This window comes from Bacteroides sp. OF04-15BH (genome assembly GCF_003477995.1).
Taxonomy (GTDB): domain Bacteria; phylum Bacteroidota; class Bacteroidia; order Bacteroidales; family Bacteroidaceae; genus Paraprevotella.
In genome coordinates this window covers 39,351-65,672 of sequence record NZ_QUEM01000015.1, presented here as the reverse complement: position 1 = coordinate 65,672, position 26,322 = coordinate 39,351, and the positions used below count along the sequence as shown (strand labels likewise).

At 50.3% G+C, this 26,322-nt stretch carries 22 protein-coding genes and 1 tRNA gene; 18 read left to right on the top strand and 5 right to left on the bottom strand.

What is annotated here, in order from left to right:
* The first annotated feature begins 70 nt into the window (after positions 1 to 70).
* The 9 genes from DXA74_RS08435 to DXA74_RS08395 all read left to right on the top strand — a co-directional run bounded on the left by DXA74_RS08435 (position 71) and on the right by DXA74_RS08395 (position 15,479).
* Positions 71 to 4,180: a cobaltochelatase subunit CobN gene (locus DXA74_RS08435; protein ID WP_118526592.1), complete on the top strand. Its 4,110-nt coding sequence runs from the start codon at positions 71 to 73 to the stop codon at positions 4,178 to 4,180.
* A 5-nt stretch (positions 4,181 to 4,185) separates the two neighbouring features.
* The gene (locus DXA74_RS08430; RefSeq protein WP_118526590.1) at positions 4,186 to 4,893 is read left to right on the top strand and encodes a hypothetical protein; all 708 of its coding nucleotides are present in this window, start codon (positions 4,186 to 4,188) and stop codon (positions 4,891 to 4,893) included.
* Between the two features lie 13 nt (positions 4,894 to 4,906).
* Positions 4,907 to 5,497 (top strand): MotA/TolQ/ExbB proton channel family protein, encoded by a 591-nt coding sequence (locus DXA74_RS08425; RefSeq protein WP_118526588.1) that lies wholly within the window; start codon positions 4,907 to 4,909, stop codon positions 5,495 to 5,497.
* Positions 5,498 to 5,506: 9 nt separating this feature from the next.
* Positions 5,507 to 5,842, top strand: coding sequence for a DUF2149 domain-containing protein (locus DXA74_RS08420; RefSeq protein ID WP_118526586.1), 336 nt, complete (start codon positions 5,507 to 5,509; stop codon positions 5,840 to 5,842).
* Between the two features lie 82 nt (positions 5,843 to 5,924).
* On the top strand, positions 5,925 to 8,945 hold the full coding sequence (locus DXA74_RS08415; protein WP_233550492.1) for a SusC/RagA family TonB-linked outer membrane protein: 3,021 nt from the start codon (positions 5,925 to 5,927) through the stop codon (positions 8,943 to 8,945).
* 18 nt (positions 8,946 to 8,963) lie between these two features.
* The gene (locus tag DXA74_RS08410) at positions 8,964 to 10,409 is read left to right on the top strand and encodes a RagB/SusD family nutrient uptake outer membrane protein (RefSeq protein WP_118526584.1); all 1,446 of its coding nucleotides are present in this window, start codon (positions 8,964 to 8,966) and stop codon (positions 10,407 to 10,409) included.
* Between the two features lie 35 nt (positions 10,410 to 10,444).
* Entirely contained in the window at positions 10,445 to 11,674 is a 1,230-nt protein-coding gene (locus DXA74_RS08405; protein WP_118526582.1) for a DUF4929 family protein, read from the top strand.
* Positions 11,675 to 11,677: 3 nt separating this feature from the next.
* The gene (locus DXA74_RS08400) at positions 11,678 to 14,557 is read left to right on the top strand and encodes a pitrilysin family protein (RefSeq protein WP_233550489.1); all 2,880 of its coding nucleotides are present in this window, start codon (positions 11,678 to 11,680) and stop codon (positions 14,555 to 14,557) included.
* Positions 14,535 to 15,479, top strand: a complete 945-nt coding sequence (locus DXA74_RS08395) for a ChaN family lipoprotein (protein WP_118526580.1) — start codon at positions 14,535 to 14,537, stop codon at positions 15,477 to 15,479. Before DXA74_RS08400 ends, DXA74_RS08395 begins: the two co-directional genes overlap by 23 nt.
* A gap of 699 nt (positions 15,480 to 16,178) precedes the next feature.
* Here the strand turns inward: DXA74_RS08395 and DXA74_RS08385 are convergent.
* Together DXA74_RS08385 and DXA74_RS08380 are read right to left on the bottom strand one after the other, a co-directional pair.
* Positions 16,179 to 16,263 (bottom strand) — tRNA-Ser (locus DXA74_RS08385).
* 122 nt (positions 16,264 to 16,385) lie between these two features.
* Positions 16,386 to 16,586: a hypothetical protein gene (locus DXA74_RS08380; RefSeq protein ID WP_118526576.1), complete on the bottom strand. Its 201-nt coding sequence runs from the start codon at positions 16,584 to 16,586 to the stop codon at positions 16,386 to 16,388.
* A gap of 78 nt (positions 16,587 to 16,664) precedes the next feature.
* On the opposite strand from DXA74_RS08380, the gene DXA74_RS08375 reads away from it, so the two are divergent.
* Positions 16,665 to 18,053, top strand: a complete 1,389-nt coding sequence (locus DXA74_RS08375; RefSeq protein WP_118526574.1) for an N-acetylmuramoyl-L-alanine amidase — start codon at positions 16,665 to 16,667, stop codon at positions 18,051 to 18,053.
* Positions 18,054 to 18,089: 36 nt separating this feature from the next.
* Here the strand turns inward: DXA74_RS08375 and DXA74_RS08370 are convergent, their stop codons facing one another.
* From DXA74_RS08370 to DXA74_RS08360, 3 genes are read right to left on the bottom strand one after another with little or no spacing between them, the layout of a single operon-like run.
* Positions 18,090 to 18,377 (bottom strand): hypothetical protein, encoded by a 288-nt coding sequence (locus tag DXA74_RS08370; RefSeq protein ID WP_118526572.1) that lies wholly within the window; start codon positions 18,375 to 18,377, stop codon positions 18,090 to 18,092.
* Entirely contained in the window at positions 18,349 to 18,702 is a 354-nt protein-coding gene (locus DXA74_RS08365; protein ID WP_158576044.1) for a phage holin family protein, read from the bottom strand. Before DXA74_RS08365 ends, DXA74_RS08370 begins: the two co-directional genes overlap by 29 nt.
* A 56-nt stretch (positions 18,703 to 18,758) precedes the next feature.
* Complete coding sequence (locus DXA74_RS08360; RefSeq protein WP_118526568.1) at positions 18,759 to 18,968, bottom strand: YtxH domain-containing protein; 210 nt, start codon at positions 18,966 to 18,968, stop codon at positions 18,759 to 18,761.
* 236 nt (positions 18,969 to 19,204) lie between these two features.
* On the opposite strand from DXA74_RS08360, the gene DXA74_RS08355 reads away from it, so the two are divergent.
* The 8 genes from DXA74_RS08355 (at position 19,205) to rplT (ending at position 26,228) form a co-directional block, all read left to right on the top strand.
* On the top strand, positions 19,205 to 19,699 hold the full coding sequence (locus DXA74_RS08355) for an SPOR domain-containing protein (RefSeq protein WP_118526566.1): 495 nt from the start codon (positions 19,205 to 19,207) through the stop codon (positions 19,697 to 19,699).
* Positions 19,700 to 19,791: 92 nt separating this feature from the next.
* A complete protein-coding gene (gene ruvX, locus DXA74_RS08350; RefSeq protein ID WP_118526564.1) occupies positions 19,792 to 20,205 on the top strand; it encodes a Holliday junction resolvase RuvX in 414 nt (137 codons plus the stop codon).
* Between the two features lie 8 nt (positions 20,206 to 20,213).
* Positions 20,214 to 20,771 (top strand): peptide deformylase, encoded by a 558-nt coding sequence (def, locus tag DXA74_RS08345; protein WP_118526562.1) that lies wholly within the window; start codon positions 20,214 to 20,216, stop codon positions 20,769 to 20,771.
* Between the two features lie 6 nt (positions 20,772 to 20,777).
* Positions 20,778 to 22,751, top strand: coding sequence for a tetratricopeptide repeat protein (locus tag DXA74_RS08340; RefSeq protein WP_118526560.1), 1,974 nt, complete (start codon positions 20,778 to 20,780; stop codon positions 22,749 to 22,751).
* A 96-nt stretch (positions 22,752 to 22,847) separates the two neighbouring features.
* Positions 22,848 to 24,791, top strand: a complete 1,944-nt coding sequence (gene thrS / locus DXA74_RS08335) for a threonine--tRNA ligase (protein ID WP_118526632.1) — start codon at positions 22,848 to 22,850, stop codon at positions 24,789 to 24,791.
* A gap of 72 nt (positions 24,792 to 24,863) precedes the next feature.
* Complete coding sequence (gene infC / locus DXA74_RS08330; protein WP_118526558.1) at positions 24,864 to 25,502, top strand: translation initiation factor IF-3; 639 nt, start codon at positions 24,864 to 24,866, stop codon at positions 25,500 to 25,502.
* Positions 25,503 to 25,577: 75 nt separating this feature from the next.
* Complete coding sequence (gene rpmI / locus DXA74_RS08325) at positions 25,578 to 25,775, top strand: 50S ribosomal protein L35 (protein WP_118526556.1); 198 nt, start codon at positions 25,578 to 25,580, stop codon at positions 25,773 to 25,775.
* Between the two features lie 108 nt (positions 25,776 to 25,883).
* Positions 25,884 to 26,228: a 50S ribosomal protein L20 gene (rplT, locus tag DXA74_RS08320; RefSeq protein WP_118526554.1), complete on the top strand. Its 345-nt coding sequence runs from the start codon at positions 25,884 to 25,886 to the stop codon at positions 26,226 to 26,228.
* Positions 26,229 to 26,322: the final 94 nt, after the last annotated feature.

Here is a 26,322-nt window from a genome sequence, read left to right as displayed (position 1 = left end):
TTTCCTTCTATTTTTGCCCCGTTTTAAAGTTATTATAGAAAAAACGATAAACTTATAAAATGGAATTAGTATGAAAAAAAAGAAGTGGATCACGATAGGCCTGGGGGCTTCTCTGCTGATTGGCGGGGGATGGGGAGCCTGGAACTGCTGGTTCTCGCCAACCCGAATCGCCTTCGTGAATTATCAGGCAATCGTTCTGGGAGAGATTGCCAAGTCGAATCAGAATGCATCGATCCGGATTTTTGATGTCAAAGCCGACGACGTGGAGCATCTGGACCGCTATGATATGGTTTTTGTTAATGCCATGGGACTGACGTGGACCGAAGAGCAGCGTGAGCAGGTGCGCGCGGCCGAGAAAAAGGGAGTGCCCGTGCTTTCGGTGTCGGTGACCAATCCCGACAATGCTTTCTGCTCGGTAGACAGTCTGTTGGCTGACTCTCTGCGTACCTATCTCAAATATGGCGGTCGGAAGAACTACCGCAGTTTGCTGAACCTTGTGCGCACCGACATTGACGGCAAGCGCTTTGGTGCCGAGCCCGTGCTGCCGGCCACGGAACCCGAAATCGGTCTTTTTTATCATGCCGCACCCGGTCAGGACGGGGGTGAACCGCTCGAATTTCAGACCTTGAAGGAATACCGGCAGTTTTTGCGCCGGCAGGGATTGTGGAAAGAGCAGGCACCGCAGATCATTCTGGCCGGACACATGGGCGAGCCGGAGCCGCTGGTAGCAAAACTGGAGGCCGGTGGCAATATGGTGTTTCCGACACGTTCCCTTCAGGCCCTGATCGAAGCTTATGGCGATTCGTTGCAGCCGTCGGCTGTGGTGTATATGCCCCACGGACGGTTGGGCGATGATGTGGTGGATTATCTGAAGAGCCGGAATATCCCGCTGCTTACGGCACTGAATGTCAATGCGCCGCTCGAGGAATGGCAGAAGAACAGGCAGGGCATGCAGGGAGGATTCCTGTCGCAGAGTATTGCTACGCCGGAGCTGGACGGGGCTGTCCGGCCGTATGTGGTGTTCGCTTTGCAGCAGAATGCCGATGGAGTGCCGGTGATTCAGGTCATTCCGGAGCGTCTGGTAACTTTTGTGGAGTACGTAAACCGTGTGGTGAGTCTGAGAAACAAACAGAATCGCGAGAAGAAAATAGCTGTTTTTTACTATAAGGGTCCCGGACAGAGCGCCCTGACCGCTTCGGGAATGGAGGTGGTTCCTTCGCTCTACAACCTGTTGCTCCGTCTCCGCAAAGAAGGCTATCGGGTGGATGGCCTTCCCGAGACACCCGAGGCTCTGGGCAAGCTCATCCAAACCCAGGGCTCTGTGTTCAATCTTTATGCCGAGGGGGCCTTTGATGCTTTCCTGAAAAACGGAAATCCGCTTTGGATTCCTTCCGACAAGTATGCCGCATGGGTGAAGGACGGGCTGAGCCGTCGCCAACGTGAACAGGCTGACAGTGCCTATGGAGCATTCCCGGGCATTTACTTCGGAGATGCGGAGAGGCGCATGGGACTGGCCCGTCTGGAATTTGGCAATGTGGTGCTTGTACCGCAGGCTGCCGCGGCACTGGGCGACAATTCCTTCCAGATCGTACACGGAGTGGATGCACCGCCGCCTCATAATTATCTGGCTTCCTATCTGTGGGTGCGCTATGGCTTCCGTGCCGATGCCCTGATTCATTTCGGCACGCACGGCAGTCTGGAATTCACTCCGGGCAAACAGGTGGCTCTGGGTGATGACGACTGGCCTGACCGTCTGGTGGGACCACTGCCGCATTTCTATGTCTATTCTATCGGCAATGTGGGCGAAGGGGTGATAGCCAAGCGCCGTTCGTATGCCACTTTGCAGTCTTATCTTACTCCTCCTTTCCTCGAGAGTGGAGTGCGGTCGGAATATCGCGCTCTGGAGGAGGCGCTCAAAACTTATTATGCGCTTCAGGACGGGGCGAATGCCGGAAGTGCCAAAGTGCGTCAGGCTTCCCTGCGTGTCAAGGAACTGGCCGTGAAGCTGGGCTTCCATCGCGACCTGGGACTGGACAGTCTGCTGGCCACTCCATACGGTGAAGAGGACATCGCCCGCATAGATCAGTTTGCCGAAGAACTGGCAACGGAGCAGATCACCGGTCAGCTCTATACGCTGGGAGTGCCTTATGAACCGGCACGGATTCATTCGAGTGTGCTGGCCATGACGGCAGAACCTGTTGCCTACAGCAAGCTGGCTTTGGACCGTCAGCGCGGACTGCCTGCGGCTGCACGGGCCGACCGGCAGGCACAGTTCTTCACGCAGAACTATCTCAATCCGGCCCGTGCGCTGGTCAACCGTTTGTTGGACGGTCTGCCTTATTCCGAAACGGTGGTGCCCCGTCATCTGGGAATCACACAAGCCGAACTGGATTGGGCTCATGAAGTCATGGCCGAGGCCAGCCGACCTAAGGATATGATGGCGATGATGCGGCGCGGTATGCACCCCGGTGCAGCTCCGGCAAAGGAATATTCACGTGAAGACCGCGAGAAAGCCCGTCTCATCTGCGAAGCGGAACAGGCCGTGCGCCGTGTTCCCGAATACCGCCAGCAGCTGGAAAACAGTCCGGAGCAGGAAATGAAGAGCCTGACCAACGCTTTGAGCGGAGGCTATACGGCCCCGTCGCCCGGTGGTGATCCGATAGCCAATCCGAACACGTTGCCCACAGGCCGCAACCTGTATTCGGTGAATGCGGAAGCTACGCCTTCGGAGGCAGCTTGGGAAAAGGGAAAGAAAATGGCCGAACAGACTCTGGAGATGTACCGTCGCCGTCATCATGATTCGTTGCCGCAGAAAGTGAGCTACACGTTGTGGAGCAGTGAGTTTATCGAAACCGAAGGGGCAACGATTGCTCAGGTGTTGTATATGCTGGGTGTGGAGCCGGTGCGCGATGCTTTTGGACGGGTGAGTGATTTGCGCCTGATTCCTTCGCGCGAATTGGGTCGTCCCCGCATTGATGTGGTGGTGCAGACCAGCGGACAGATGCGCGACATTGCGGCGTCGCGTCTGTTTCTGATCACCCGTGCCGTGGAGATGGCCGCTGCAGCTAAGGACGATCTCTATGAGAACCGAGTGGCTGTGGGTGTTGTGGCTGCCGAGCGGGCACTGACCGCCAAAGGCATGACTCCGAAAGAAGCCCGCGAGGTGGCTTACTATCGTGTGTTCGGAGGCGTGAACGGTCATTATGCCACCGGCATCCAGGCGATGGTGGAAGCCGGAGACCAATGGGAGAAATCGAGCGAGATAGCTGAAGTATATCTGAATAATATGGGCGCTTACTATGGTAGCGAAGACAAATGGCAACAGTTCCGCAAGGCGGCCTTCGAGGCGGCGCTGACCGGTACGGATGCCGTGGTGCAGCCGCGACAGAGCAATACTTGGGGCGCGCTCAGTCTGGATCATGTTTACGAATTCATGGGAGGACTGAATCTGGCCGTGCGTCAGGTCACCGGAAAAGAGCCGGATGCCTATCTGAGTGACTATCGAAACCGTAACCGCAACCGGATGCAGGAAATCAAGGAAGCCGTGGGCGTGGAAGGACGTACCACCTTGCTGAATCCTGTCTATATAAAGGAAAAGATGAAAGGAGGGGCCGGAGCTGCGGCTGTCTTTGCGACAACGGTACGCAATACTTACGGATGGAACGTGATGAAGCCGGAGGCTATTGATGCCGCGCTGTGGAATGATATTTACGAAGTTTATGTGAAAGATAAATATCAGTTGGGCCTTCATGAATTTTTTGAACGGGAGAGTCCGGCAGCGTTGCAGGAGCTCACGGCCGTGATGCTCGAGACGGCACGCAAGGACTTGTGGAAAGCTACGGACGGGCAGCTCCGGGACTTGTCCGAACTGCATACGAAGCTGATCAATACTTACCGGCCTGCCTGCACGGAGTTTGTCTGCGACAATGCCAAACTTCAGTCGTTCATCAAAGAGCATGCCCCGCAGCAGGCCGTGGCCGATTACAGCCGGAATATTCAGGAGGTAAGGCAGACGGCTTCTTCCGATCAGCAGGGTGTGGTGATGAAAAAAGAGGAAATGAATTCTTCAGCACAGCAGGAGCAGAAACAGAAACTGAATGGCGTAACGGTATTTGCCGCAGTGTCTGTCATTCTGATCGCCATGCTGGTATGGTTCCGCAGAAAGCGGAGAAAGGAATAAGGCGTATGGAGATACTGATTGCCTTGTTGGCGCTTCTCGTTTGTTTCAATTTTATATTGAAGCAAACGGAGAATGCGCGGATTCCGCTGCTGTTGGTCGGAATCGTCTGTTTCCTTTTTGTGGGATTGTCATGGCCCTGGGCCATAGAACAGTCACGTACCGAAATCATGCAGTGGCTGGCCGACCGCAAGCTCATGACCGACCTGACCGTGCTGCTCACGCTGGATGTGTTTCTCCAGATGTTGTTTTGCTGGGAAGCCGAGAGCCGGAGCCTTCCGGCGCCTCCTGCTTCCGGATGGCGTTTTTGGAGCTATCGGTTCCTGCAAGGGTTCCCGGGCCTGTTGCTTTTTCCGGTGCTCTTTGCCCTGTTGGTGTCGGTTATCTTTTCGTTTCCGGGCTTCTCCTTTCCGTTGCTGTCCTGGGGACTGGCTGTTGCAGTGACCGCAGGGTTGTGGTTGGGAGTATGGGGCATGAAACGTCTGCTGCCGGAGCGTGGATTACGTCTGGAACTGTTGTATCAGATGAGTTGGCTGACTGCCGTACTGGGCTTTGTGGCAACGATCAATGGGCAGACTACCGTGGCGGGTGTCAGCGAAGTGGATGTCAAGGCTCTGGGCGGCGTGACGTTGCTGCTGTTTGGCTTCGGTCTGCTGGGCTGGGGCTGGTATCGTGTGCGGCCTTTGCGTTTACGAAATAAGAAAAACAAAAAATAAAAATATTAGGATTATGAATTACATTTCAGATGTTTTGTACTGGATTTCTACAGGACTGTTGGTTCCTGTCATTGTGTTGCTGATCTTCTTGTTTCTCCGTTCTCTCGTTCTGGTGGGCGGCTTCTTCGGACATTACCGGACCGTGAAGAAAACCGAAACCTTATGTGATTGCGGTGAGGAAACCTTAACCATCCAAAATCTGTCCGACTGGATCGGTAAGCTGCCTCAAAAATCCGACTCTGCTTTAGTCTGTACGTTGCATGACTTGTGGATGCATCGTCAGAGCGAAGCGCAGATGCAACGCCTGATAGATGAATATGAACTGGCGGCCGAGAAAGATCTTTCTGTTGCGAAAATGCTGTCAAAGATGGGACCGATGCTCGGACTGATGGGTACCTTGATTCCTATGGGACCGGCTCTTGTGGGCTTGTCTACGGGAGATATAGCTTCGATGGCCTATAATATGCAGGTAGCTTTTGCCACAACGGTGGTCGGCTTGTTTGCGGCAGCGGTGGGGTTTGTCACATTGCAGGTCAAGCAGCGCTGGTATCAGAAAGACCTGTCGCGCCTGGAGTTCATTGCCGGTTTACTGACAGAAAAATAAGGAGGGGATATGAAAAGAAACAGAAAACGCAGACTGGACGAGCGGGAGGACATGGACCCGATGAGCGTGGTCGGTAACCTGTTTGATGTGGCAATGGTTTTTGCTCTGGCGCTGATGGTCGCGTTGGTCACACGCTACAACATGACGGAGATGTTCAGTCAGGAAGATTTTACGATGGTGAAGAATCCGGGAAAGGATAACATGGAGATTATCACGAAGGAGGGTCAGAAAATAAACCGTTACACGCCGAGTGAGGACCAGTCGTCCCAAAGCAGTACAAAAGGAAAAAAAGTAGGAGTGGCCTATGAATTGGAGAATGGAGAGATTATTTATGTGCCCGAATAATTGCCGGATGGTGCCTTTCCTGTTTGGCTCTTTCCTGTTGTCCGCTCTTCAGTTGTCGGGCAAGGAAATGTTTGCCGGCAGGATGTCGTCTGATGTGCTGTATGAGGACAGTCTGCATTGTCCCCATCCGGAGCGGGTGCTCAAAGGAGTGGTTTATGATGCCGCTCACGAACCTTTGCCTGGGGTGACCGTACGTGTGCTCAATACCTCTTGGGCTACTGTCACGGATTTGGAAGGACGCTTCGAACTGCGTGGCCTGTGGCCCAAAGGAGCCACGATAGAATTCCGGTGTATGGGAATGCGGCGGCAGACCGTAACGTATGCGGGGCAGCCGGAAATGCATGTCCGGCTGGAGGATGAAACCCGCTCGATGGGAACAGTAGAGGTTTCGGCTAAGGCCAATATCAATGAGATAGATTTGCGGGCACGTTCGGGAGTGGTGCAGAGCATCGACATGAGGCGCATTGAAAGCAAACCGATGATTGATATGGGATTGGCCCTGCAAGGTTCTGTTCCCGGTCTGGTGGTGGTCAATACCGGTGAACTGGGTGCTGAACCGAAGATAAGAATCCGTGGAAATTCTTCGCTGCGGAAAGGCAACTTGACCAATGAACCTTTATATGTGCTCGACGGAAAAGTCATCGCCGCGGAAACGTTCTACAATCTGAATCCTACGGATATTCAGGATATAAAGGTATTGAAAGATGCTGCAGCCTGCGCCTTATACGGTGTGAAAGCTGCCAATGGCGTGCTGGAGATAACCTCAAAGCGCGGCAGTTCGGGAGAGACGACGGTTTCTTATAGTGTGGATATGGGAGTGACGACACGCGGACGAAGGGGTATTCGCATGATGGACTCTTCCGAAAAGCTGGAACTGGAACGCTTGTTGCAGAACCCGGAGACACCGGGCTATCGGTATAGCGCCGATTTTTATCATAAGTATTATGCCGATGCTCCCAATCTGGAAGAGTTAATTGCCGAAGGGCAGTCCGTGCTTGATTCCCTGTCGGGGATTCACACGGACTGGTATAAGAAACTGTTGCGCAATAACCTGTATCAAAAGCATCATGTGAGCATCCGTGGTGGAAGTGACCGGACCACTTATTTTGCCTCTGCCCATTATACGGCACAGGGAGGCCGCATTCCCGGAAACGACAAGCAGCGCATGGGGATACGACTGAATCTCGATCAACGGCTGGGACGGGCCGGATATCTTCTTTTGGGGATGAACGGAGGCTACAGCCGTACGAATACTCCGAATGGCAGTTCCTCAGATCCCGCGTCTTTAATCTATGAGTTGAATCCTTATGAGCAGACCACCGGAAAACTGTATTCCTATCCCGGACGGACTTTTCAGGATTTGCTTCAGGAGTACAGTGCCAAGGCATCCGAAAAAGATGCCGGGGTGAGTGCCAGTCTGACTTTGAATCCTTTGCCCGGACTGGATATTGCGGCTGTGGGAGGTCTTGATTTCTTGTTGCATGAATCGGAACAGTTTATCCCTTCTACAGCCTATTCGGAAACGCATGGGGGCATTCCCGAAGTGGAGAGAGGCATATACAGCAAGGCAAAGAATGTAACGCTGAATCTTTCCGGTAACGTTCGAATCACCTATAACCATGTGTTTGCCGGGCGCCACGATCTGACCCTTGGTGCCAATACAGACTATTACCAGACACAATTGGACCAGGTCGGCATGACGGGCTATGGAGTAGGGACCATAAATTCGGCTGCTGCCATCAATCAGTCGTTGCAGGGAAACCGGCAGCCTAAGGTGAGCGGACTGAAGGATAAGACGGCACAGATAGGTCTTGGAGCCGTAGCAGGTTATACTTTCGATTCCACCTACGATATGTATGCCACCTGCAAATGGGATGCTTCATCAGTGCTTCCGGCAGATAAACGGTGGAACAGTGCCTGGGCTGTCGGTGCAGGATGGACTCCAACGGCCTATGACTTTCTGGACGGAAACCCGGTTCTGACTCATCTGAAGTTAAAGGCTTCCTATGGATATACGGCCAATCTGAATGGAGTATCGGCAGCAGCTACGGTTGCCACCTTTGCTTATTCTGCCAATGTTTACGAAGACCAGCGTCTGCTGGAGCTGATCACCCTGTATAATAAAGACCTGAAACCGGAACAGACTAAATCGGTGGATGCTGGCATCAGTCTGGAACTTTGGGATCGCCTTACTCTCGATGTCAACTGGTATAACCGGCGTACGGAACAGGCGTTGCTGGACGTGCCGATCCCTGCATCTACCGGTTTCACGAATTTGCAGCGTAATATCGGTATCTTGCAGAACCGTGGTATAGAAGTTGGTCTTAGTGCCCGCTTGGTGGATACTCCCGAATGGATGGTACGCATCGGAGTGAATATGGCTTACAACCGCAATAAAGTGATAGACCTGTACTATGCCGACAAAATCTATTCATCGGATCAGGCTTTGGTGCCCGACTATGAAATCGGCAAATCTTACGATATGCTCTACGGTTCGATTTCCTTGGGGATCAATCCGTTTACCGGTTATCCGGTGTTCTGGAGTGAAAAGAATGGAGAGAAGCAGGCTACGGAAGTGCTTGAAAAGGAGGATCTTGTGGCGCTGGGACATCTGACACCGCCTTACACCGGAAGCATAAATATGAGTATGTCCTATAAATCCTTTGATCTGGATATGGACTTCTACTATGTGCACGGCGGGGTACAGGCTTTTAAATACACCTATGTGCGCGACAAGGATGATGTGCAGAAGAATGCCGTTGCCGGGCAGACAGCAAATATGTGGTTCCGGCCGGGCGATGAAAACAAGATCTATGCCACCCCGTTCAATACCTCGGGAATTGCCGAGAACAACATGCTCTTGCCCAACTCTCTTACGGTAGGCCGGAGTGATTATTTGAGATTGTCGATGCTGTCTTTACGTTATCGTTTGCCGGCACGTTTCCTGCGGAAGTATCTGCCCTTTGTGCAATATGCCAATGTGGCTTTGCGAGGATCGAATCTTTTCACTTGGACCACATACCGGGAATCTGACCCCGAAAGCGGTACCCTGGCCGGTACCTTGCAGCCGGTCTATTCCGTGAACGTAAATCTGACCTTTTGACCAATATAAAGAAGAAGCATGAATATTTATCAGAAGAAAAAGGATACCGCTTCCTTGAAGCCGAAGAGACTGGAACGCTTGTTGCACTATGGCCGGTTGTTGTGCGCCGGCATCATGCTTTTGGGGTGCGGCAGCTGTTCGCTCGACATACCGCCGGCCGATCAGTATTCCGACCCGGATGCGATTACCGGAGTGGGAACGGCGCGCTCCCTCCTCTCATCGGCATACGCGTTGTATCCGCATTATGAATATGAATTTTCGGTTTTAGGTTCTGATTTCTGTCCGACCTCCATTATCGGAAAAGATATGGAACAGAAGAACCTTTACTTATGGCAGGACAATACGATCTCCGACTTTGCCGAAACGGTTTGGTTGGGTTATTACAAGACGATAGCCGCGTGCGACGTGTTGTTGGAGCGTCTGCCGGCCGTTCAGACCGTTACAGCAGAAGAACAGACCCGAAAAAGGCAGATTGAGGCTGAGACCAAGACCCTGAAGGCTCTGTGTTATCTGAATCTGCTACGCGTGTTTGCTCCTCCGTATGACCTGAATCCGCAGGCCGATGGAGTGGTTTTGAAAAAGGTGGTCGGACTGGAGCATAGGGGACGGTCTTCCATAGAAACCTGTGTCAGCACCCTGCGCCAATGGCTACTGGAGGCCGAGAAGGTAGAAAATGAGCCGACAGCAAACGGTTGGCTTTCTCAGTCGGCAGTGCGTTATCTGTTGGCTGATCTGGAACTGTATGCCGGGAACTATGCGGAGGCTGCCCGTTGGGCCATGCTGTTACTGGAGCACAAACCGGAGGGCGCTTACCCGAAAGGAGATTACGAAAGCCTTTGGAAAGAAACTTCGTGTACCGGGAGAATCTTTGCCTTCTATACCCGTTCTCCTTATTACACGGCCATACAGTATGACCGTAAGGAAGGTGATTATTTTGCCCTTTCTCCACAGATTGTTTATGCTGAGGGAGACATACGAAGCCGCGTTCATATTTATCCGCAGGAAATGGCCGGAGCAGAACGCCGTTTGCTGGGCAAATATAACCGCAACAACAAAGAGGGGAAAGTCAACCGCTATGTAAACACCATGCGTTATGCCGGTGCCTGTTTCATGGCAGCCGAGGCGTATTCTCGAATGCAAGGACAGGAGGCTGTAGCCCGCCGGCTGGTGAATGACTATCTGGTGAGTTGCGGGGCAGCACCGCTTTCTGACGAACTGACAGGGGCAGCACTTACCGATGCCATTCTGCAGGAGAAGCAGAAAGAGTTTGTGGGAGAAGGCATGGCCTATTTCGACTGCAAGCGTTTGCATCGCCATCCGTTGACCCGATGGAATATCTGGGGACAGGGGACGAGTGCAACGATTGCTTCCGACGATTATCGCTGGACTTTTCCGATACCTCGTTCGGAATACCGATATAATGAAGTGGTGACTCAGAATGCCGGGTGGCCGCTGTTACGTTGAATTGAAAGAACCATTTTAAAAATTACCAATTGACAATGAAAGCAAAACTTTATTTTCGTGTGGCAGCGCTTGCATGCATGACTGCCGCTATTGCCGCCTGTTCGGAGAACGAGGAGGGCAGAAAACAGACCAATTACGTGTATCTGAGCAGTCAGGAGTCGCTGTTCCTTACAGAAGACCAGTCCGATACCTTAGTCTTAGACCTGCTTTTGAGTCAGGCCGTCCAGAACCGTACGGTGCTGGATTTCGAGTTGCAGCAGAATACCGATTCCGTGCTGGCTCTCTTGAATTCGCCGCTTGTTCTGGAGCCGGGAAGCAAAACCGCTGCCTTGAAGATCGTTTCCAACAAGAAGGGGCTTCTCGAAGAAACGCGTTCCATGAGACTGACGTTAAAGTCTTCCACCGATGTCCAGATCAAGCTTTGGAATGCCAATCCTCCTTTGATCATACAAGTACATCCGGATTCCGAATTGCAGGAACTGACCGATGCGCAAAAGCAGTTGCTGGCAGGATACCGGGAGCGTCTGGGCATAGACGTAAGCCGTTTTCTGGGCCGTTTGGACTGCAAGGTGAGAATTGTCTTTCCAACCGATGAAAGAGGCAGCTTTTTTACAGACAGCGAGGTGCGGGAATTTCAGGGAAAGTCCGTTCTGGCCCTGAGTGATAAGGCAACTCCTGACAGTCCTGTTCTCAAAATGACCGACAACCCGATGGGGCTGACTTCTTTCCTGTATGAGATCTTCAAGAAAGAAACCGTGGACAATGAGTTCTGGATGGGCAAGCCGTATGCACAGCCTGTCCTGAATCTGATCGGCTATCAGCCGGCACAGGAGACGTTTAACGTAACCTTGGACAGTCTGGTGCTGAAGGGAGATCACACCGTAGATTTTCTGGCAGAACGGAAAAACAATTATGACGAGCCGATTACCGTAGTACCGTTCCGCTTCAGCTATTCGGCATGGGAATGGATGAAGAAACAGGCCGAACGGGGCGATAAGTTTCAGGTAGAAGAAGGAGGCACGAAGGTGGAATATACTCTGGCCGATGCCATCGCAACCGGAACGTCATTGAATCCGGATGCCTGCCTGTTCTCCTCTTCTTTGGAACATGATGCGTGGGAAAACGAACCGTCGGACTGGGTGAAGCCTTCGGCAGTCTTTGACGAGCAGGGCGGCACGCTCACCTTCACCTTCCCGTGGGATCACAGCAGCTCATCGGGCTATACACAGATTCAGGTGGTTTATACTCTAAAGAACAAAAAATAGGCTATGAACATCAGATGGATTCTTTTGGGTACGGGGATGATTGCGGTCAGCCTGTTGCGGGCCGCCTCCCCTCCGGTTGACTTCCTTCCGGGGACGGTAGAAGGCTTTCTGCCCAACGGGCTGCATTATCTGGTGCTCCCCAACAGCGAACCGGTGCATAATGTGGAACTGCGTCTGGTGATGCGTGTCGGTTCAGTGCAGGAAAACGAAAGTCAGAAAGGAGCAGCTCATTTTCTGGAGCACATGGCCTTTGCCGGAACACGCCATTTTCCCGGTCGGAGCATGGTGGAGTTTCTGGAAGCACAAGGTATGAAATACGGGCGCGACATCAATGCCGTTACCGGATACGACCGGACCGTGTTCATGCTTTCGGCCCCGATGGGACGGGAAGACACCCTGTTGCTGGACCGCACCCTGCTGATGTTGCGCGACTGGCTCGACGGCATTACTTTTGATGAGGACCGTACGCGCCGTGAGCGGGGAGTGATTCTGGAGGAACTGCGTGGCTATGACGTGGGCGATGACTTCTATGTCCTGAAGATGGGCAACAGCCGCTTTTCGCAACGCATGCCGCTGGGAACGGCCGAGGACATCCGCTCCATCGAACGCGAAACGCTCCAGGAGTACTACGAGAAATGGTACGCTCCCCAGTTGGCAGCCGTGATTCTGGTGGGAGCGGTAGACACCACGCAGGCCGTGCAGCTTATCCGGAAACATTTTTCGGACGTGCCGGTGAAGGACATCAGCGCATTCCGCACTTATCCGCTGACCTATGAGCCCGGCATCCGGATTCAGGAACATATCGACACCCTGCTCTCCAAATCCGAGATGGAACTGATTATTCCTCATCCGGCCACCGTGACGCACACTCTGGAGGAACTGGTGCGAAAGGAGCGCGGCGGACTGCTGGTGCGGATGCTTGCCCGTCGCTTGCGGCAACAGGGCATAGACTGTCAGGTCACCGACGACTGGTATCTGGCCGACCGGAACCATTTTGTGCTTTCTGCGCGCGGAGAGAACCGAACGGATTTACGCACCACCTTGCTGTATGCTTTGGCCGAATTGGAACGTATACGGCGGGAGGGATTCCAGGACGATGAGCTGCGCGATGCCTGCGATGCCTATCTGCAACGCCTCACCTTGCCCGATTCCGACCGGAGATCGGCCGAATGGTGTGATGATTTCACAGACTATATTCTTTCCGGCGACCGCTATGTGCATACGGCGGCCGATCTGGCCCGTCTTCAGCAGCAGATGAGGCAGACCACCAGCGGCGACCTTCAGACAATGCTTTCCGGATGGCTTGCGGGGCGCGATACCACGCTGTTGGTAGCCTGCCGCAATCATCTTGTTCCGGAAGCCCCTCTCACCGCTGCCTGGATGGAGCAATTGTGGCAGGACAAAGACACCGTGCAGCTGGCTTCCTACCGTTATCACGGTGCCGCGGATAGCGAGAAGATTCTTCCTGCACCCGCCTGTCTGTTGCGCCCGCCCCGCTTTTCTCCTTCGGACATCAAGAGCGAAAAATACTATTCGGGGCTTGGCGTTACGGAAATCGTGCTGACCAACGGACTGAAGCTGCTTTTGCGACCTACACCCGATCACAGCGGGCGCATGCTGGTGAACCTGTTTTCCCGCGGAGGAGTGGGCGATCTGCCGGCAGAAGACTACTACCGCTACGAAGGTACGGCCGGATACATGGAGATGGGAGGTATTGCCAAAGTCAATGCCGACACCCTGTCGGAATTTATGCTCCAGAACGAACTGTCGATGAATGTGTCCATCAGTAACAGCTGGCACGACATACTGGCTTCGGCACCCGTCAGTGAGGCCTTGCCGCTGTTTCAGCTGATGTATGAAAAGATGCATGCCCCCGAACTTTGCCGTGAGGACTTCGAAGAAATAAAGAAGGGAGAATTGGAGGACTGGAATCAGGAAACCATCTTGCAACGACAGATGCAGCAGGCGCCCGACCGGCAACTGACCAACCGGCTGAACATGCTGGTGGGCAATGTCCCTCCGGCGGCCCGTGCAAAACGGCGAAGGGAACATCTGGAACAGCTGAATCTGGATTCCATGGCAGCCTATTACCGGCGTCTTTTTACTGATCCGGAGGGAATGACACTGGTACTTACGGGCGATTTCTCCACCGAAGCCATCAAACAGATTGCCGTGCCGGTGTTTGCCCGGATGAGACGCTCTGCCGAAAGCATGCGCCCGACGGCTGTACGCCGTCCGACACTGGTGCAGCAGCACCGCGAAGGATTTGCCGGAGAGCATGAAACGCAGACCGTTCTGGAATACGTCTTCCCCGGATTCTATGAACCTTCGTTGCGCAGCAGTCTGACGCTGAAACTGGTGCGCGATGTGTTGCAGGCTCGTGTGCTGGATATTCTGCGCGAGCGGGAGCATATCGTCTATTCGCCCTACGTATCGCTGTTTTATAACGGTAGTCCTGAACAGACCTATTATCTGAATCTTTCGCTTTCGGTGGATCAGGCCAATACGGCCCGTACCGACACACTGGTGCGGCAGATCATCCGTTCGTTGCAGAAGGAGCCGATAACCGAGCAAGAGCTGGAACAGTTGAAGCGTTCTTTCCGCATCAATAAGATGCAGGTGCTGACGCAAAGTGCCTCGACCGAATGGCGCAACACCTTGTCCAATCTTTTGAAGAACGGCGAGAGTCTGGAGGATTTCGAGCACTACGACGACATTCTGGAACAGATCGGTGTGGAGGATATCCGTAGGGCATTTGAAGTCTGTCTGGATGCCGACCACCATATCTTGCTTTATATCGGCGAGCATCAGTTTGACAAAAGGAATTCTTGTACGAAAACGGTAAAAAACAAAAAGGATCATGAAGAAAACAAAGAAAAATAAAAAGGCGGCTAGGTTGTCCGGCCGTTTTCAGCGGTTCTTGGGAACACTGCTGTTTGTGATTTTCGGAAGCGGAACAGGTTTTTCACAGACTCCGGTGCAACAAACCAGTTCGACCGACCCGCAGGCCTATGCACTCTTCGATGCCCAGGGGCATAGGATTTCCTTTTCGGAGATGGTGTCCGGACTGGCAGAAGCCGATGTGGTGCTTGTCGGAGAAATCCATAACTGTTGCATCACGCACTGGCTGGAGCTGGAGATTACGCGGGCGCTGCACCGGATTCATGGCGACCGCCTGATGATGGGCGCCGAGATGTTTGAGGCCGACAACCAGTTGCTGCTGGACGAATACATGCAGCGCACCATCCGTTATGACAGTTTTGAAGATGAGGCCCGTCTCTGGCCCAATTATCAGACGGACTATGCCCCTTTGGTGTTTTATGCCAAGGAACATTCGATTCCCTTCGTGGCCACCAATGTGCCCCGTCGCTATGCCAATGTGGTGAAGTATAAGGGACTGGCTTTTCTGGATTCGCTTTCGGATGAGGCCAAGCGCTATCTGCCGCCTCTGCCCATCACTTTTCAGGCCGACGATGATCAGGAGCATCTGTTTACCCTGATGCACGCGGTGGGCAAGGGACAGGGCGAGAAATCCTTTCTGGCCGAGGCGCAGGCACTGAAAGACGCCACGATGGGCTGGTTCATTGCCCGGAGCATGCAGCACAAGTTTCTGCATTTCAACGGCAATTATCACTCGGATTTCAAGAAGGGACTGGTGCCCTATCTGTTGGAATATCGCCCGGGCACGACGGTAAAGACCGTATGCAGCGTGCGTCAGGAGACGGTGGAGTTGCTCGACGAAGAGCATAAAGGGCGCGCCGATTATTATATTTGTGTGCCCGAGGACATGTCCTCTTCCTATTGACGACCGAATCCGGATTCGTATCTTTCTTTAGCTCTTACCGGTTGGATAGAAGGCATGGCCTGCTGTCCGGCCGGTATTTTTATTGGCAAGGGCGGTATGCTGCTAGCGGACAACTGACATTCTGACAAAATGTATATTTCGAGTGCTGAGAGTTTGTTTTTTGTAGCTTTTCTTCGGAGGTTTCCTGAATTTCGGATTTTCAGCAGCTCATTCTGGGACTATTCCTTTGTTTATCTGTGTTCTATGAAGAAAATACCTTGTTCGATGCCATTCAGATCCAGAGGAAAACCCGGGCTTTTGAAACCGGATTCTGAAGATTCTTTTCTTTCATTTTGATGATTTGAGTCTTTGATGCTGATGAATCCGTATTTTTTCCGAAGTGAAAAGAGTAGGGAGTGCGCTTTGACATCCGGCTTGACACTCGATTTTTTGCATCCGGATGCAGATAAATAGCGTTTTTATGCACTTTGGGCCGTATGTTTATGCAACAATTCTTCTGGAATCCTCTCAGCAGTGTTGTAGGTGGGAAAGGAAAAAATGGGATATGAATGGCAATTTGTTTGGTGAAACTGTATTTTTGAGGCAAATTGCTTTTGCGGTTTTCAGAAATTTCGGTCCGGCAGCTTGGCAGAATCTGCCGGATAGACAAAAAACAAAAAAGGTGACCAAAAATTTGATCACCTTTTTCTGTTCTTTCCGCGGAAAGGGAGGGATTCGAACCCCCGGTGCCTCTCAGCACGGCGGTTTTCAAGACCGCTGTAATCGACCACTCTACCACCTTTCCGAACTTCTTTGTGAGAAGGCTTTGTTTCTCGAAAGCGATGCAAAGGTACGGCTTTTTTCTGAACTTGCAAACTTTCCGGCTCTTTTTTTTCGAAAAAAGTGCATTTTTCTGTCTGTAGCCCCTTAAATGATGGTTTTTTCGAGGAGTTTTTTAAATTTCGAGCACTCTTTTTCGATCACTTCCGGTTCGAGATTCTCCTTACTTTGGAGATAAGTTTTGAAGGCTTCCAGGGCTTTCATGCGGGCCATGGCCTTTCCTGCTTTCATTCCGCTTTGATAGGGCGTGTAGGGAAGCAGATTGCGATTAAAATTTCCGTCACTCATATTTATTTTTTATTTCGAGAGTAAAGATATAAGTTTTTTTCGGAATTTTGTACCTTTGTCGGTAAAATAAAAGTAAGGATGTTTTTTAAAGGAAAAATGTGGCTTCTCGGTAAGAGAGCCGGATATGCGATGGTGTGCTGTCTGTTTTCTTCGCTGGCTATGGCAGAGACGGCTGATGCACCTAAAGATGATTTTGTGTTGGTGATTGATGCCGGGCATGGCGGGCGCGATATCGGTGCCAAGGGAGAATATGCCCTGGAGAAAGACATCAATCTGAATGTGGCTCTGGAAGTGTTGCGCCGTTTGCGGGCCAATCCGGACATTACGGTGGTGCTGACCCGTCAGTCGGATGTGTATCTCACTCTGGATGAACGGGCACAGATTGCCAACGAACGTGAGGCGGATCTGTTTGTGTCCATTCACACCAATTCTTCGGAGGGCAGTAGGATTGCACGCGGTACGGAGACCTATTTCGTAGGCGATGCTGTGTGTCATGTGGCCGGACAGGTGGCCGATAAGGAGAATAATTCCGCCCGACAGTTTGAGCCGGATTATGAGGAGAAATACAAGAACACCATTTTGCTGGAGTCGGCGCGCGTCCGGAATATGGACAACAGTGAGCTGATGGCCCGTCTGGTGCAGGAAGAATATATCAAGGCCGGTGCGCGCGTAAACCGCGGAGTGCAGCAGGCCCGCTTTTATGTGCTGATGAACACGATGATGCCGGCCATTCTCACCGAGGTGGGCTTTATCTCTACCTGGGACGAGGAGAGTTATCTGACTTCGCAGAAAGGTGTGGAAGAGGTCTCCGGCTCGATTTACAACGCCATTGTGGCCTATCGCAACACGCTGAAGGAAGGACGGGCCAAAGAGCGGTTGGCAGAACTGAAAATCTCGCGCAACGCACAGAAAACGGAGAATGTGCCGATGAAGCTCGACCCCTCGATGGGTATCTACGACGAGGCCACCCATCAGTTGGCGCTGACCGGAAAACTGCCGGAGAAGCGCGACCGGAAAGAAACGGAAAACCGGGATGCTGACAAGAAAGAAGAGAAGAAGGCAGACCGCACCGTGAAGTCCAAGAAGGTGGAGCAAAAAGAAAAAGAAACTCCGAAATCCGAGAAAAAGGTTCAGGAGCCGGAAACGAAGGAAAAAGCGAAGACCAATGAGAAGAAAACCGAAAAGACACAGCAGACCGGAAGCGGTGTCCGCTTTTATATTCAGTTGATGGCCGTGCGCGAGGAATTGCCGCAAAAGGACAAACGCCTGAAGGGACTGTGGCCGGTGCGCTATGTGAAGAAAGGCGAATTCTATAAATGTCTCTATTTTGAGAGCAGTGACTATGCTGCCGTTCGTCAGAAACTGAAGTCATTGGGTGACGATTTCCCGGGAGCATACGTCGTGGCCTACGATGGAGACGCGGAAATGAAAGTCTCCGAGGCAGTGAAGAAAGCCATAAAGAAATAAGGAAACAAAAAAAGAAGAAATGGCGATGAAAATCATTTACCATTTCTTCTTTTTTCTTGAAGAACCAAAGATGCTTCGTATGGTTCGTACAATCCGCATGCCCATCATCACTCCGTCGTAAATGGCCATACCCTGATCGAAGGCATTCATGAAAGACTCCATCTTGGTTGTCGGCTGTTTGGGAGGAGCCACGATGCTCTGATAAGTGTTGCGGATGCGGTCGCTGCTTTCTTTGATCTGCTTCCGTACCTGTCTTTTCTCTTCACGGAGCAGTTCTAATGTATACACCTTGCCGTTAGCGGGCATTTTGGGATTCTGTTCCATGATCTTCTGTTTTATTCGGTTCTGAGGCGAACAATTGTCCGATGAAGCGGGCCAACGGTTCTACCACAAATCTTTTTCTGTTCCAATAGAATATGAGCAGCACGAAAGCGATAATTCCTGCCACGATTATAAAGCCCAGCGGAATATTGTTGAGCGTATTGCCCAGATAGAAGGCCAGAGCCAATGTTCCGAAGAAGCAGATAAGCGCAACAAGTATCAAAATGATCAAAGCAATTCCTATTGCCGAAAGAATCACCGTGAGCTTCTCTGCGGTGTCCAAACGGATAAACTTCTTTTGGAGCAAGTAGTAATTCTTAAACTCCAAAAGAAGTTTTTGAATGCTTTCTACATTTTTATTTACTGAAAACATGCGCCCCGTTTTTAAGCCTCTTCGCCAGATTTGATTTCTTCAGCAATCTCGTCAACGAGAGTATCCATTTCCTTACGGTTCAATCTGATACCTCTTTTACGAAGAGCTTCAGCGATTTTTTCACGAGTATCTGTACCTCTTTCAGGAGCAAATAAAATACCGAATGCTGCACCAACGGCTGCGCCGCCTACGAATGCTGCCAAAAAATTCAATGCTTTCATAATGTTCTCTTTTAAAAATTAAGTTGGATATAGCAAAGATAGGAAAAATATACTGGGAACAAAACTTTTTTCCATCTTTTTTTTACCGCTTCGTGAAAAAAAAGGTTTTAACAAATTTTTCTAAGTTTTTTGTGCTTCCTATCATTATAATATGTATTTTTGTCCGTAAACTTGATATGCCGTGCCCAAGCGGCTTATTCGTGATAACTAAACTGTTTAATAAACCATATAGAAAGATGAAGAAAGTATTATTGTTAGGTGTTGGCTTGAGTCTTGCTTTTGCAATGACTTCATGTAAGAGCCAGGAAAGCGCTTATAAGAAAGCGTATGAGAAAGCAAAACAACAGCAGCAGGCTGCCGTAGATAACAGCGCACAGCAGAACGCTGCCGTAGAGGTAACTCCGGTGACTCCGGTAACACAGCCTAATACAACCACTACTACTGTGGATGTAAGCAATGTGCCTGTTCGTCAGGAAAACGTTACCGTAGTATCTGGTAACGGACTGAATGCATACAGCGTGGTTTGCGGAAGCTTCGGAAACAAAGACAATGCTGAAAGATTGCAGGCTACATTGAAGAACGCCGGTTACTCAGCTCAGATTGCCTTCAACTCTGGCAACAGCATGTACCGTGTGGTAGCAACAACATTTGCCGACAAACATTCTGCCGTGCAGTCAAGAGATAAGCTCAGAGCTACTTATCCGGACGCATGGTTGCTTTATAAGAAATAACAGAGTGCTCCATCTATAAAGGCCGACACCAGCTGTCGGCCTTTATAGATAGAGGTTACTCGCTCTTGCGCCCGGCGCATATATAATAAGGTATGGGAAGAGTCTTAGCCATAGATTACGGACGGAAGCGGACCGGACTGGCTGTTACGGACCCGTTGCAGATTATCGCCAACGGACTGACTACCGTGCAGACGGCCCAGTTGCTCGAATTTATACTTAATTATGTTCAGAAGGAACCGGTGGAGCGGATTGTGGTCGGGCTCCCTAAAACCGTCACCGGAGAGTGTTCCGAGAACATGCAGAATATCAAACCGTTTGTTGCCAAACTGCAAAAGGCATTGCCCGACATTCCTGTGGAGTATTTCGACGAACGGTTTACTTCGGTGCTCGCCCAGAAGGCGATTCTGGCCGGAGGTGTGAAGAAAAAGGCACGGCAAAATAAGGCGCTTGTTGATGAAGTCAGTGCCACAATCATTTTGCAAGGTTGGATGGAAGCGCATAAATAAAGAAGATTATGATTTTACCTATTTATACTTATGGTCAGCCTGTATTGAGAAAAGTGGCTGAGGATATTGATGAGAACTATCCGAATTTGAAAGGATTGATTCAGGACATGTACGAAACTCTGGAGCACTCGGAAGGCATCGGCCTGGCAGCTCCACAGATCGGATTGGATATCCGTCTGGTTGTGATTAATCTGGATATCATATCTGATGATCTGCCCGAATATAAGGGATATATCAAGACTTTTATTAACCCGCATATCCTGGAATATGATGATACGGAAACGGAATTGATGGAGGAAGGATGTCTGAGCGTACCGGGAATCCACGAAAGTGTGCGCCGTCCGACCCGCATCCACGTGAAATATCAGGATGAGAATTTTGAAGAACATGAAGAGTGGGTGGAAGGTTATCTGGCACGCGTGATGCAGCATGAGTTCGACCATCTGGAAGGAACCATGTTTATCGACCGTCTGAGCATGCTGCGCAAACAGATGATCAAGGGCAAGCTCAACAGCTTGCTGAAAGGAAATTTCCGTTGCTCTTATAAGATTAAACTTAGAAAGTAATACAGAATGCGACACTTCAAGAAGGCGCTGTTCTTACTCTTTGCCTGTCCGCAGCTGGGATGGTCCCAGATTAATGCGGACCGGGTGATGCTGATGGGACGTAATGCTCTTTATTACGAGGATTACGTGCTGTCCATGCAGTATTTCAATATGGTGATCAATGCGAAACCATATCTTTCAGAGCCTTACTTCTATCGCGGACTGGCAAAGTTTTATCTGGAGGACTTTTCGGGGGCTTCTGAGGATTGCAGGGAAGCCATCGAAAAGAATCCTTTTGTGGCCCGTAACTATGAACTGCTGGGATTGTGCTTTATCAATCTGAAACAGTATGAAGAGGCATGCGAAGCTTATCGGAAACTGCTGAAACTGGAACCGGAAAACCGCAACGGATGGTATAACTACATCTTGTGCGAGGCGGAGACAAAACGCTATGACCAGGCCATGAACAGCCTGGATTCCGTGATTCGCAAATGGCCCGACGATGCGCAGTTCTATACCGTAAAGGCGCAAGTCGCTTTCCAGCAGAAAGATACGGTTACGGCCGAACAGTCTTTGAATCAGGCTCTCAAGGTGGACCAGTATGATGAACGCATCTGGGAAATGCTGGCCATGATCAGTTTGAACCGTGAAGATTATAAGGCTGGAGAAGAACAACTCACACAGGCAATCTCGATAAACAAACGAAATGCAAGTTATTATGTGAACCGTGCGTTGGCGCGCTATCATCAGCGCAACCTGCGCGGTGCCATGAGCGATTATGACGAAGCGATTGTGGTGGACCCGAAAAGCTATATCGGACACTTCAACCGCGGTTTGCTCCGTGCTCAGGTGGGTGATGACAACCGGGCTATTGAGGATTTCAACTTCGTGCTTGAAGTGGAGCCGGACAACATGATCGCACTCTTTAACCGTGCCCTGATGCGCAACAATACGGGAGATTACCGGGGGGCGCTGAAGGACTTGTCTGCTGTCATCAAAGAGTATCCCACATTCTGGACCGGCTATCAGCTGAGAGCCACCATCCGGCGAAAACTGGGTGACGTCAATGGTGCGGAACGGGATGAATTCAAGGTGATGAAGGCGCAGATGGAGGCCCGTTATCAGGGCAAGAAGTTCAAGACTTCCAACAAGACCCGTAAGAAGAGTGATCTGGATATGAACGATTACGATAAACTGGTCGAGGAGGATACGGTGGTTTATGCCCAGAAGTACAGCAGCGAATATCGGGGAAAGATTCAAAACAAACAGGTGGAAGTGCGCCCCGAGGCCATGTTCGTGCTGACTTATCATCCGCAGCGTCTCGGCGTGGAGCGGTCGGTGGCTTATCATCCGGAACTGGAAAAACTGAATCAGACGGGTTGGCTGCCGCAACGCATCGCTTTGGCCAATCATGAACAGACTCTGGACCGGAATCTCGTGCAGAAACATTTTGCCCGGTTGGAAACGCTGGCTCAGAAACTGGAGGCTGCCAATCCACCGGCACAGTTGTATCTGGAGCGCGCCTTGGAATACTATACCGTGCAGGATTATGATGCGGCGATGGATGATGTCAACAAATATCTGGAGCGCAATCCTGAAGGCGTTTTGGGATATTTCCTGCGGGCACAGATCAAGATCCGCCAGTTGGAAGCGTTTGCCGGTACCGGACAGGAAAAGTCGACTGCCGCATTGCAGATTGGCTACAATGCTGCCCTGACCGATTTGGAGGCCGTACTCCGTCAGATTCCCGACTTTAAGTATGCTTATTATAATATAGGATATATCTATATGCTGGAGCAGAACTACGCCAAGGCTGAACAGGCGTTTACCCAAGCCCTGAAAATTGATGCAAACTTTGCCGAAGCACTGTTCAACAGGGGAGTGGCCTGCATCAAGCAGGAGAAGATGCAGCAGGCGGTATCTGACTTGAGTCAGGCCGGAGAATTAGGACTTTATGATTCTTACAGCCTGATCAAGAAGTATGCCGACTACCGGAAGTAGAATTTCTTGATGCTGTGTGATACCTTTTTTTCGGATAAAATCTTGTTTTCGTAAAAAAAGTAGTATTTTTGCATTTAGAACAAATCTTTAAGAATGATGATAAAAATTACTTTTCCAGACAACTCCGTTCGCGAATTCGAGAGCGGCGTTACAGGTTTACAGATAGCAGAAAGTATTTCCAGCCGTTTGGCTCAGGATGTTTTGGTTTGCAGCGTAAACGGTGAAATCGTGGAGCTGAACAGACCGATTCAGGAAGATGCTTCTGTAGTATTCTATAAATGGGATTCACCAGAAGGCAAGCACGCTTTCTGGCACACTTCTGCCCACTTGCTGGCAGAGGCTTTGCAGGAACTCTATCCGGGCATGCAGTTCGGTATCGGTCCTGCTATCGAAAACGGTTTCTATTATGACGTGATGCCTCCTCAGGGAGTGGTTATCCGCGAGGCTGACTTTGCCCAGATCGAAAAAAAGATGATCGAGGTGGCTCAGCGTAAGGAAGCTGTAGTGCGTCAGGAAATCTCTAAGGCTGATGCTTTGGCCTTCTTTACCGAGAAAGGACAGACTTATAAGAATGAGTTGATTGAAGAACTGGAAGACGGACATATCTCTACCTATACTCAGGGTAACTTTACCGATTTGTGCCGTGGTCCACACCTTCTTTCTACAGCTCCGATCAAGGCCGTGAAGGTAATGGCCGTGTCTTCTGCTTACTGGCGTGGCGATGAGAAACGTCCGCAGATGACTCGTGTCTATGCCGTTTCTTTCCCGAAGAAGAAATTGCTCGATGAATATCTGGCATTGGTAGAAGAGGCCAAAAAACGCGATCACCGTAAGATCGGTAAGGAAATGGAACTGTTCATGTTTTCTGAGCGCGTAGGTAAGGGATTGCCTATCTGGTTGCCAAAGGGAACAGCCCTGCGTTTGCGTCTGGAAGACTTCCTGAAGAAAATCCAGAAGCGTTATGGCTATCAGCAGGTAATCACTCCGCATATCGGTGGTAAGAACCTGTATGTAACTTCTGGTCACTATGCACACTACGGTAAGGATTCCTTCCAGCCGATTCATACTCCGGAAGAGGGTGAAGAATATATGCTGAAGCCGATGAACTGCCCGCACCACTGCGAGATCTTTGCATGGAAACCGCGTTCTTACAAGGATCTGCCGTTGCGTATCGCAGAATTCGGTACCGTTTACCGTTATGAGCAGAGCGGTGAGTTGCACGGACTGACTCGTGTTCGTAGCTTTACTCAGGATGATGCCCATATCTTCTGCCGTCCGGATCAGGTGAAGGATGAGTTTATCCGTGTGATGGAGATCATCCAGATCATCTTCAAGGCATTGGATTTTGAGAACTTCGAGGCTCAGATTTCTTTGCGCGACCCGAACAATACAGAAAAGTATATCGGTTCTGAGGAAGTATGGAATGCAGCAGAAAACGCTATCATCGAGGCTTGTAAGGAAAAAGGCCTGCCAGCTCGCGTAGAGTATGGAGAGGCTGCTTTCTATGGTCCTAAACTCGACTTTATGGTGAAGGATGCCTTGGGACGCAGATGGCAGTTGGGTACCATTCAGGTAGACTATAACTTGCCGGAACGTTTCCAGTTGGAATATACTGGCGAGGACAACCAGAAGCATCGTCCGGTAATGGTTCACCGTGCTCCGTTCGGATCTATGGAGCGTTTCTGCGCCGTGTTGATCGAGCATACAGCCGGACAGTTCCCATTGTGGCTGACTCCGGATCAGGTAGCTATCCTGCCTATTTCAGAGAAATTCAACGACTATGCCAAGCAGTTGCAGGCTTATTTCGACGAGCAGGATGTGCGCGCTATTGTGGATGATCGTAATGAAAAGATCGGACGTAAGATTCGCGACAACGAGATGAAGCGTATCCCTTATATGCTGATTGTCGGTGAGAAAGAGGCTGCAGAAGGCACCGTTTCTGTAAGAAAACGCGGTGAAGGCGACCAAGGAAGCATGAAATTTGAAGATTTTGCAAAGAAAATCAACGAAGAAGTGCGTAATATGCTAAATAATTACTAACTTTGCCGCCACAAATAAAGAACTTAATTATTAATCAATCAAAAAAACAGAAGAGAAGATCATTTAGAATTAATGAAGAAAGACAATTTGAAGCAGCAATATCGTGTCAATGAACAGATACGTGTGCGTGAAGTCCGTATTGTGGGCGATGAAATTGAATCTACTGTAATGCCAACAAGCAAAGCGTTGCAGTTAGCCGAGAGCCAAGGGGTAGATCTAGTTGAAATTTCACCGAATGCCACTCCTCCTGTTTGTCGTTTGATAGACTATAGTAAGTTCCTTTATCAGCAGAAGAAGCGCCAGAAAGAGATGAAGGCGAAGCAGGTTAAGGTCGATGTGAAGGAAATCCGTTTCGGACCTCAGACAGATGACCATGACTATAACTTCAAGTTGAAGCACGCTCAGGGATTCCTTTCTGACGGTGACAAAGTTAAGGCCTACGTATTCTTTAAAGGAAGAAGTATCCTTTTCAAGGAACAGGGAGAGGTGCTCTTGCTGCGTTTTGCCAATGATTTGGAAGAATACGGTAAAGTAGAACAGATGCCTGTTCTCGAAGGAAAACGTATGACCATCTTCATCGCTCCTAAGAAATTGGGTGCCAAGAAGACAGACAAAGCCGCTACAACACAGGCCGCAGCCAAGCCTGAGAAGGCACAGCCTAAGGCTAATGCTCCGAAAGAGTATCAGGGCCCGAGAGTAGAAGGCGAATAAAAAGAAAAGAACGTGCGTAACGCCCTGGTATATGCGTTGCCACTAATATTAATAATAATTTAAAATTTAAACAAAATGCCAAAAGTTAAGACTAATTCCGGTGCTAAAAAAAGATTCGCTCTTACCGGAACCGGTAAAGTAAAAAGACATCATGCATTTCACAGTCACATTTTGACTAAGAAATCAAAGAAGCGTAAAAGAAACCTCGTACACGATGATATCGTGGTAAAGGCTGACATGAAGCAGGTTCGCGAGTTGCTTTGCTTACGTTAATTTCTTAAATGCGGTAAACTATTTTAAATTTATTAACCGAATGATTTAGCCTAAAGTTCGCTCATAAAGAAACAGAGCGGCGCTAACCATTCAAAAAGAGTAAAAATTATGCCAAGATCAGTAAATCATGTTGCTTCTAGAGCAAAAAGAAAGAAAATTTTAGGTTTAACCAGAGGTTACTACGGAGCTCGTAAGAATGTATGGACCGTAGCCAAGAATACTTGGGAGAAAGGTTTGACTTACGCTTTCCGTGACCGTCGTAACAAGAAACGCAGTTTCCGCGCTTTGTGGATTCAGCGTATCAACGCTGCTGCACGCCTGGAGGGTATGTCATACTCTCAGTTGATGGGTGCTTTGCACAAGGCTGGTATCGAGATCAACCGTAAGGTTTTGGCCGATCTGGCTGTAAATCATCCTGAAGCATTCAAGGCTATTGTTGCTAAAGTAAAGTAAGCTTGAAAGACTTTTAAAGATTTACGATAGGGGTGATCTGTATTCTGTACAGGTCACCCTTTTATGCTTTTATTTTTAGAAAGAGTTTTGCTAG

Bases quoted from the DNA above. Each gene is read 5' to 3' on its own strand.
- DXA74_RS08355 (WP_118526566.1), top strand. From the start codon at position 19,205: ATGAAGAAAGTATTATTGTTAGGTGTTGGCTTGAGTCTTGCTTTTGCA.
- DXA74_RS08435 (WP_118526592.1), top strand. From the start codon at position 71: ATGAAAAAAAAGAAGTGGATCACGATAGGCCTGGGGGCTTCTCTGCTG.
- DXA74_RS08400 (WP_233550489.1), top strand. From the start codon at position 11,678: ATGAACATCAGATGGATTCTTTTGGGTACGGGGATGATTGCGGTCAGC.
- DXA74_RS08410 (WP_118526584.1), top strand. From the start codon at position 8,964: ATGAATATTTATCAGAAGAAAAAGGATACCGCTTCCTTGAAGCCGAAG.
- DXA74_RS08375 (WP_118526574.1), top strand. From the start codon at position 16,665: ATGTTTTTTAAAGGAAAAATGTGGCTTCTCGGTAAGAGAGCCGGATAT.
- DXA74_RS08340 (WP_118526560.1), top strand. From the start codon at position 20,778: ATGCGACACTTCAAGAAGGCGCTGTTCTTACTCTTTGCCTGTCCGCAG.
- DXA74_RS08380 (WP_118526576.1), bottom strand. From the start codon at position 16,586: ATGAGTGACGGAAATTTTAATCGCAATCTGCTTCCCTACACGCCCTAT.
- DXA74_RS08405 (WP_118526582.1), top strand. From the start codon at position 10,445: ATGAAAGCAAAACTTTATTTTCGTGTGGCAGCGCTTGCATGCATGACT.
- DXA74_RS08425 (WP_118526588.1), top strand. From the start codon at position 4,907: ATGAATTACATTTCAGATGTTTTGTACTGGATTTCTACAGGACTGTTG.
- DXA74_RS08415 (WP_233550492.1), top strand. From the start codon at position 5,925: ATGTCGTCTGATGTGCTGTATGAGGACAGTCTGCATTGTCCCCATCCG.
- DXA74_RS08360 (WP_118526568.1), bottom strand. From the start codon at position 18,968: ATGAAAGCATTGAATTTTTTGGCAGCATTCGTAGGCGGCGCAGCCGTT.
- infC (WP_118526558.1), top strand. From the start codon at position 24,864: ATGAAGAAAGACAATTTGAAGCAGCAATATCGTGTCAATGAACAGATA.
- ruvX (WP_118526564.1), top strand. From the start codon at position 19,792: ATGGGAAGAGTCTTAGCCATAGATTACGGACGGAAGCGGACCGGACTG.
- DXA74_RS08430 (WP_118526590.1), top strand. From the start codon at position 4,186: ATGGAGATACTGATTGCCTTGTTGGCGCTTCTCGTTTGTTTCAATTTT.
- DXA74_RS08395 (WP_118526580.1), top strand. From the start codon at position 14,535: ATGAAGAAAACAAAGAAAAATAAAAAGGCGGCTAGGTTGTCCGGCCGT.
- DXA74_RS08370 (WP_118526572.1), bottom strand. From the start codon at position 18,377: ATGGAACAGAATCCCAAAATGCCCGCTAACGGCAAGGTGTATACATTA.
- rplT (WP_118526554.1), top strand. From the start codon at position 25,884: ATGCCAAGATCAGTAAATCATGTTGCTTCTAGAGCAAAAAGAAAGAAA.
- rpmI (WP_118526556.1), top strand. From the start codon at position 25,578: ATGCCAAAAGTTAAGACTAATTCCGGTGCTAAAAAAAGATTCGCTCTT.
- thrS (WP_118526632.1), top strand. From the start codon at position 22,848: ATGATAAAAATTACTTTTCCAGACAACTCCGTTCGCGAATTCGAGAGC.
- DXA74_RS08420 (WP_118526586.1), top strand. From the start codon at position 5,507: ATGAAAAGAAACAGAAAACGCAGACTGGACGAGCGGGAGGACATGGAC.
- def (WP_118526562.1), top strand. From the start codon at position 20,214: ATGATTTTACCTATTTATACTTATGGTCAGCCTGTATTGAGAAAAGTG.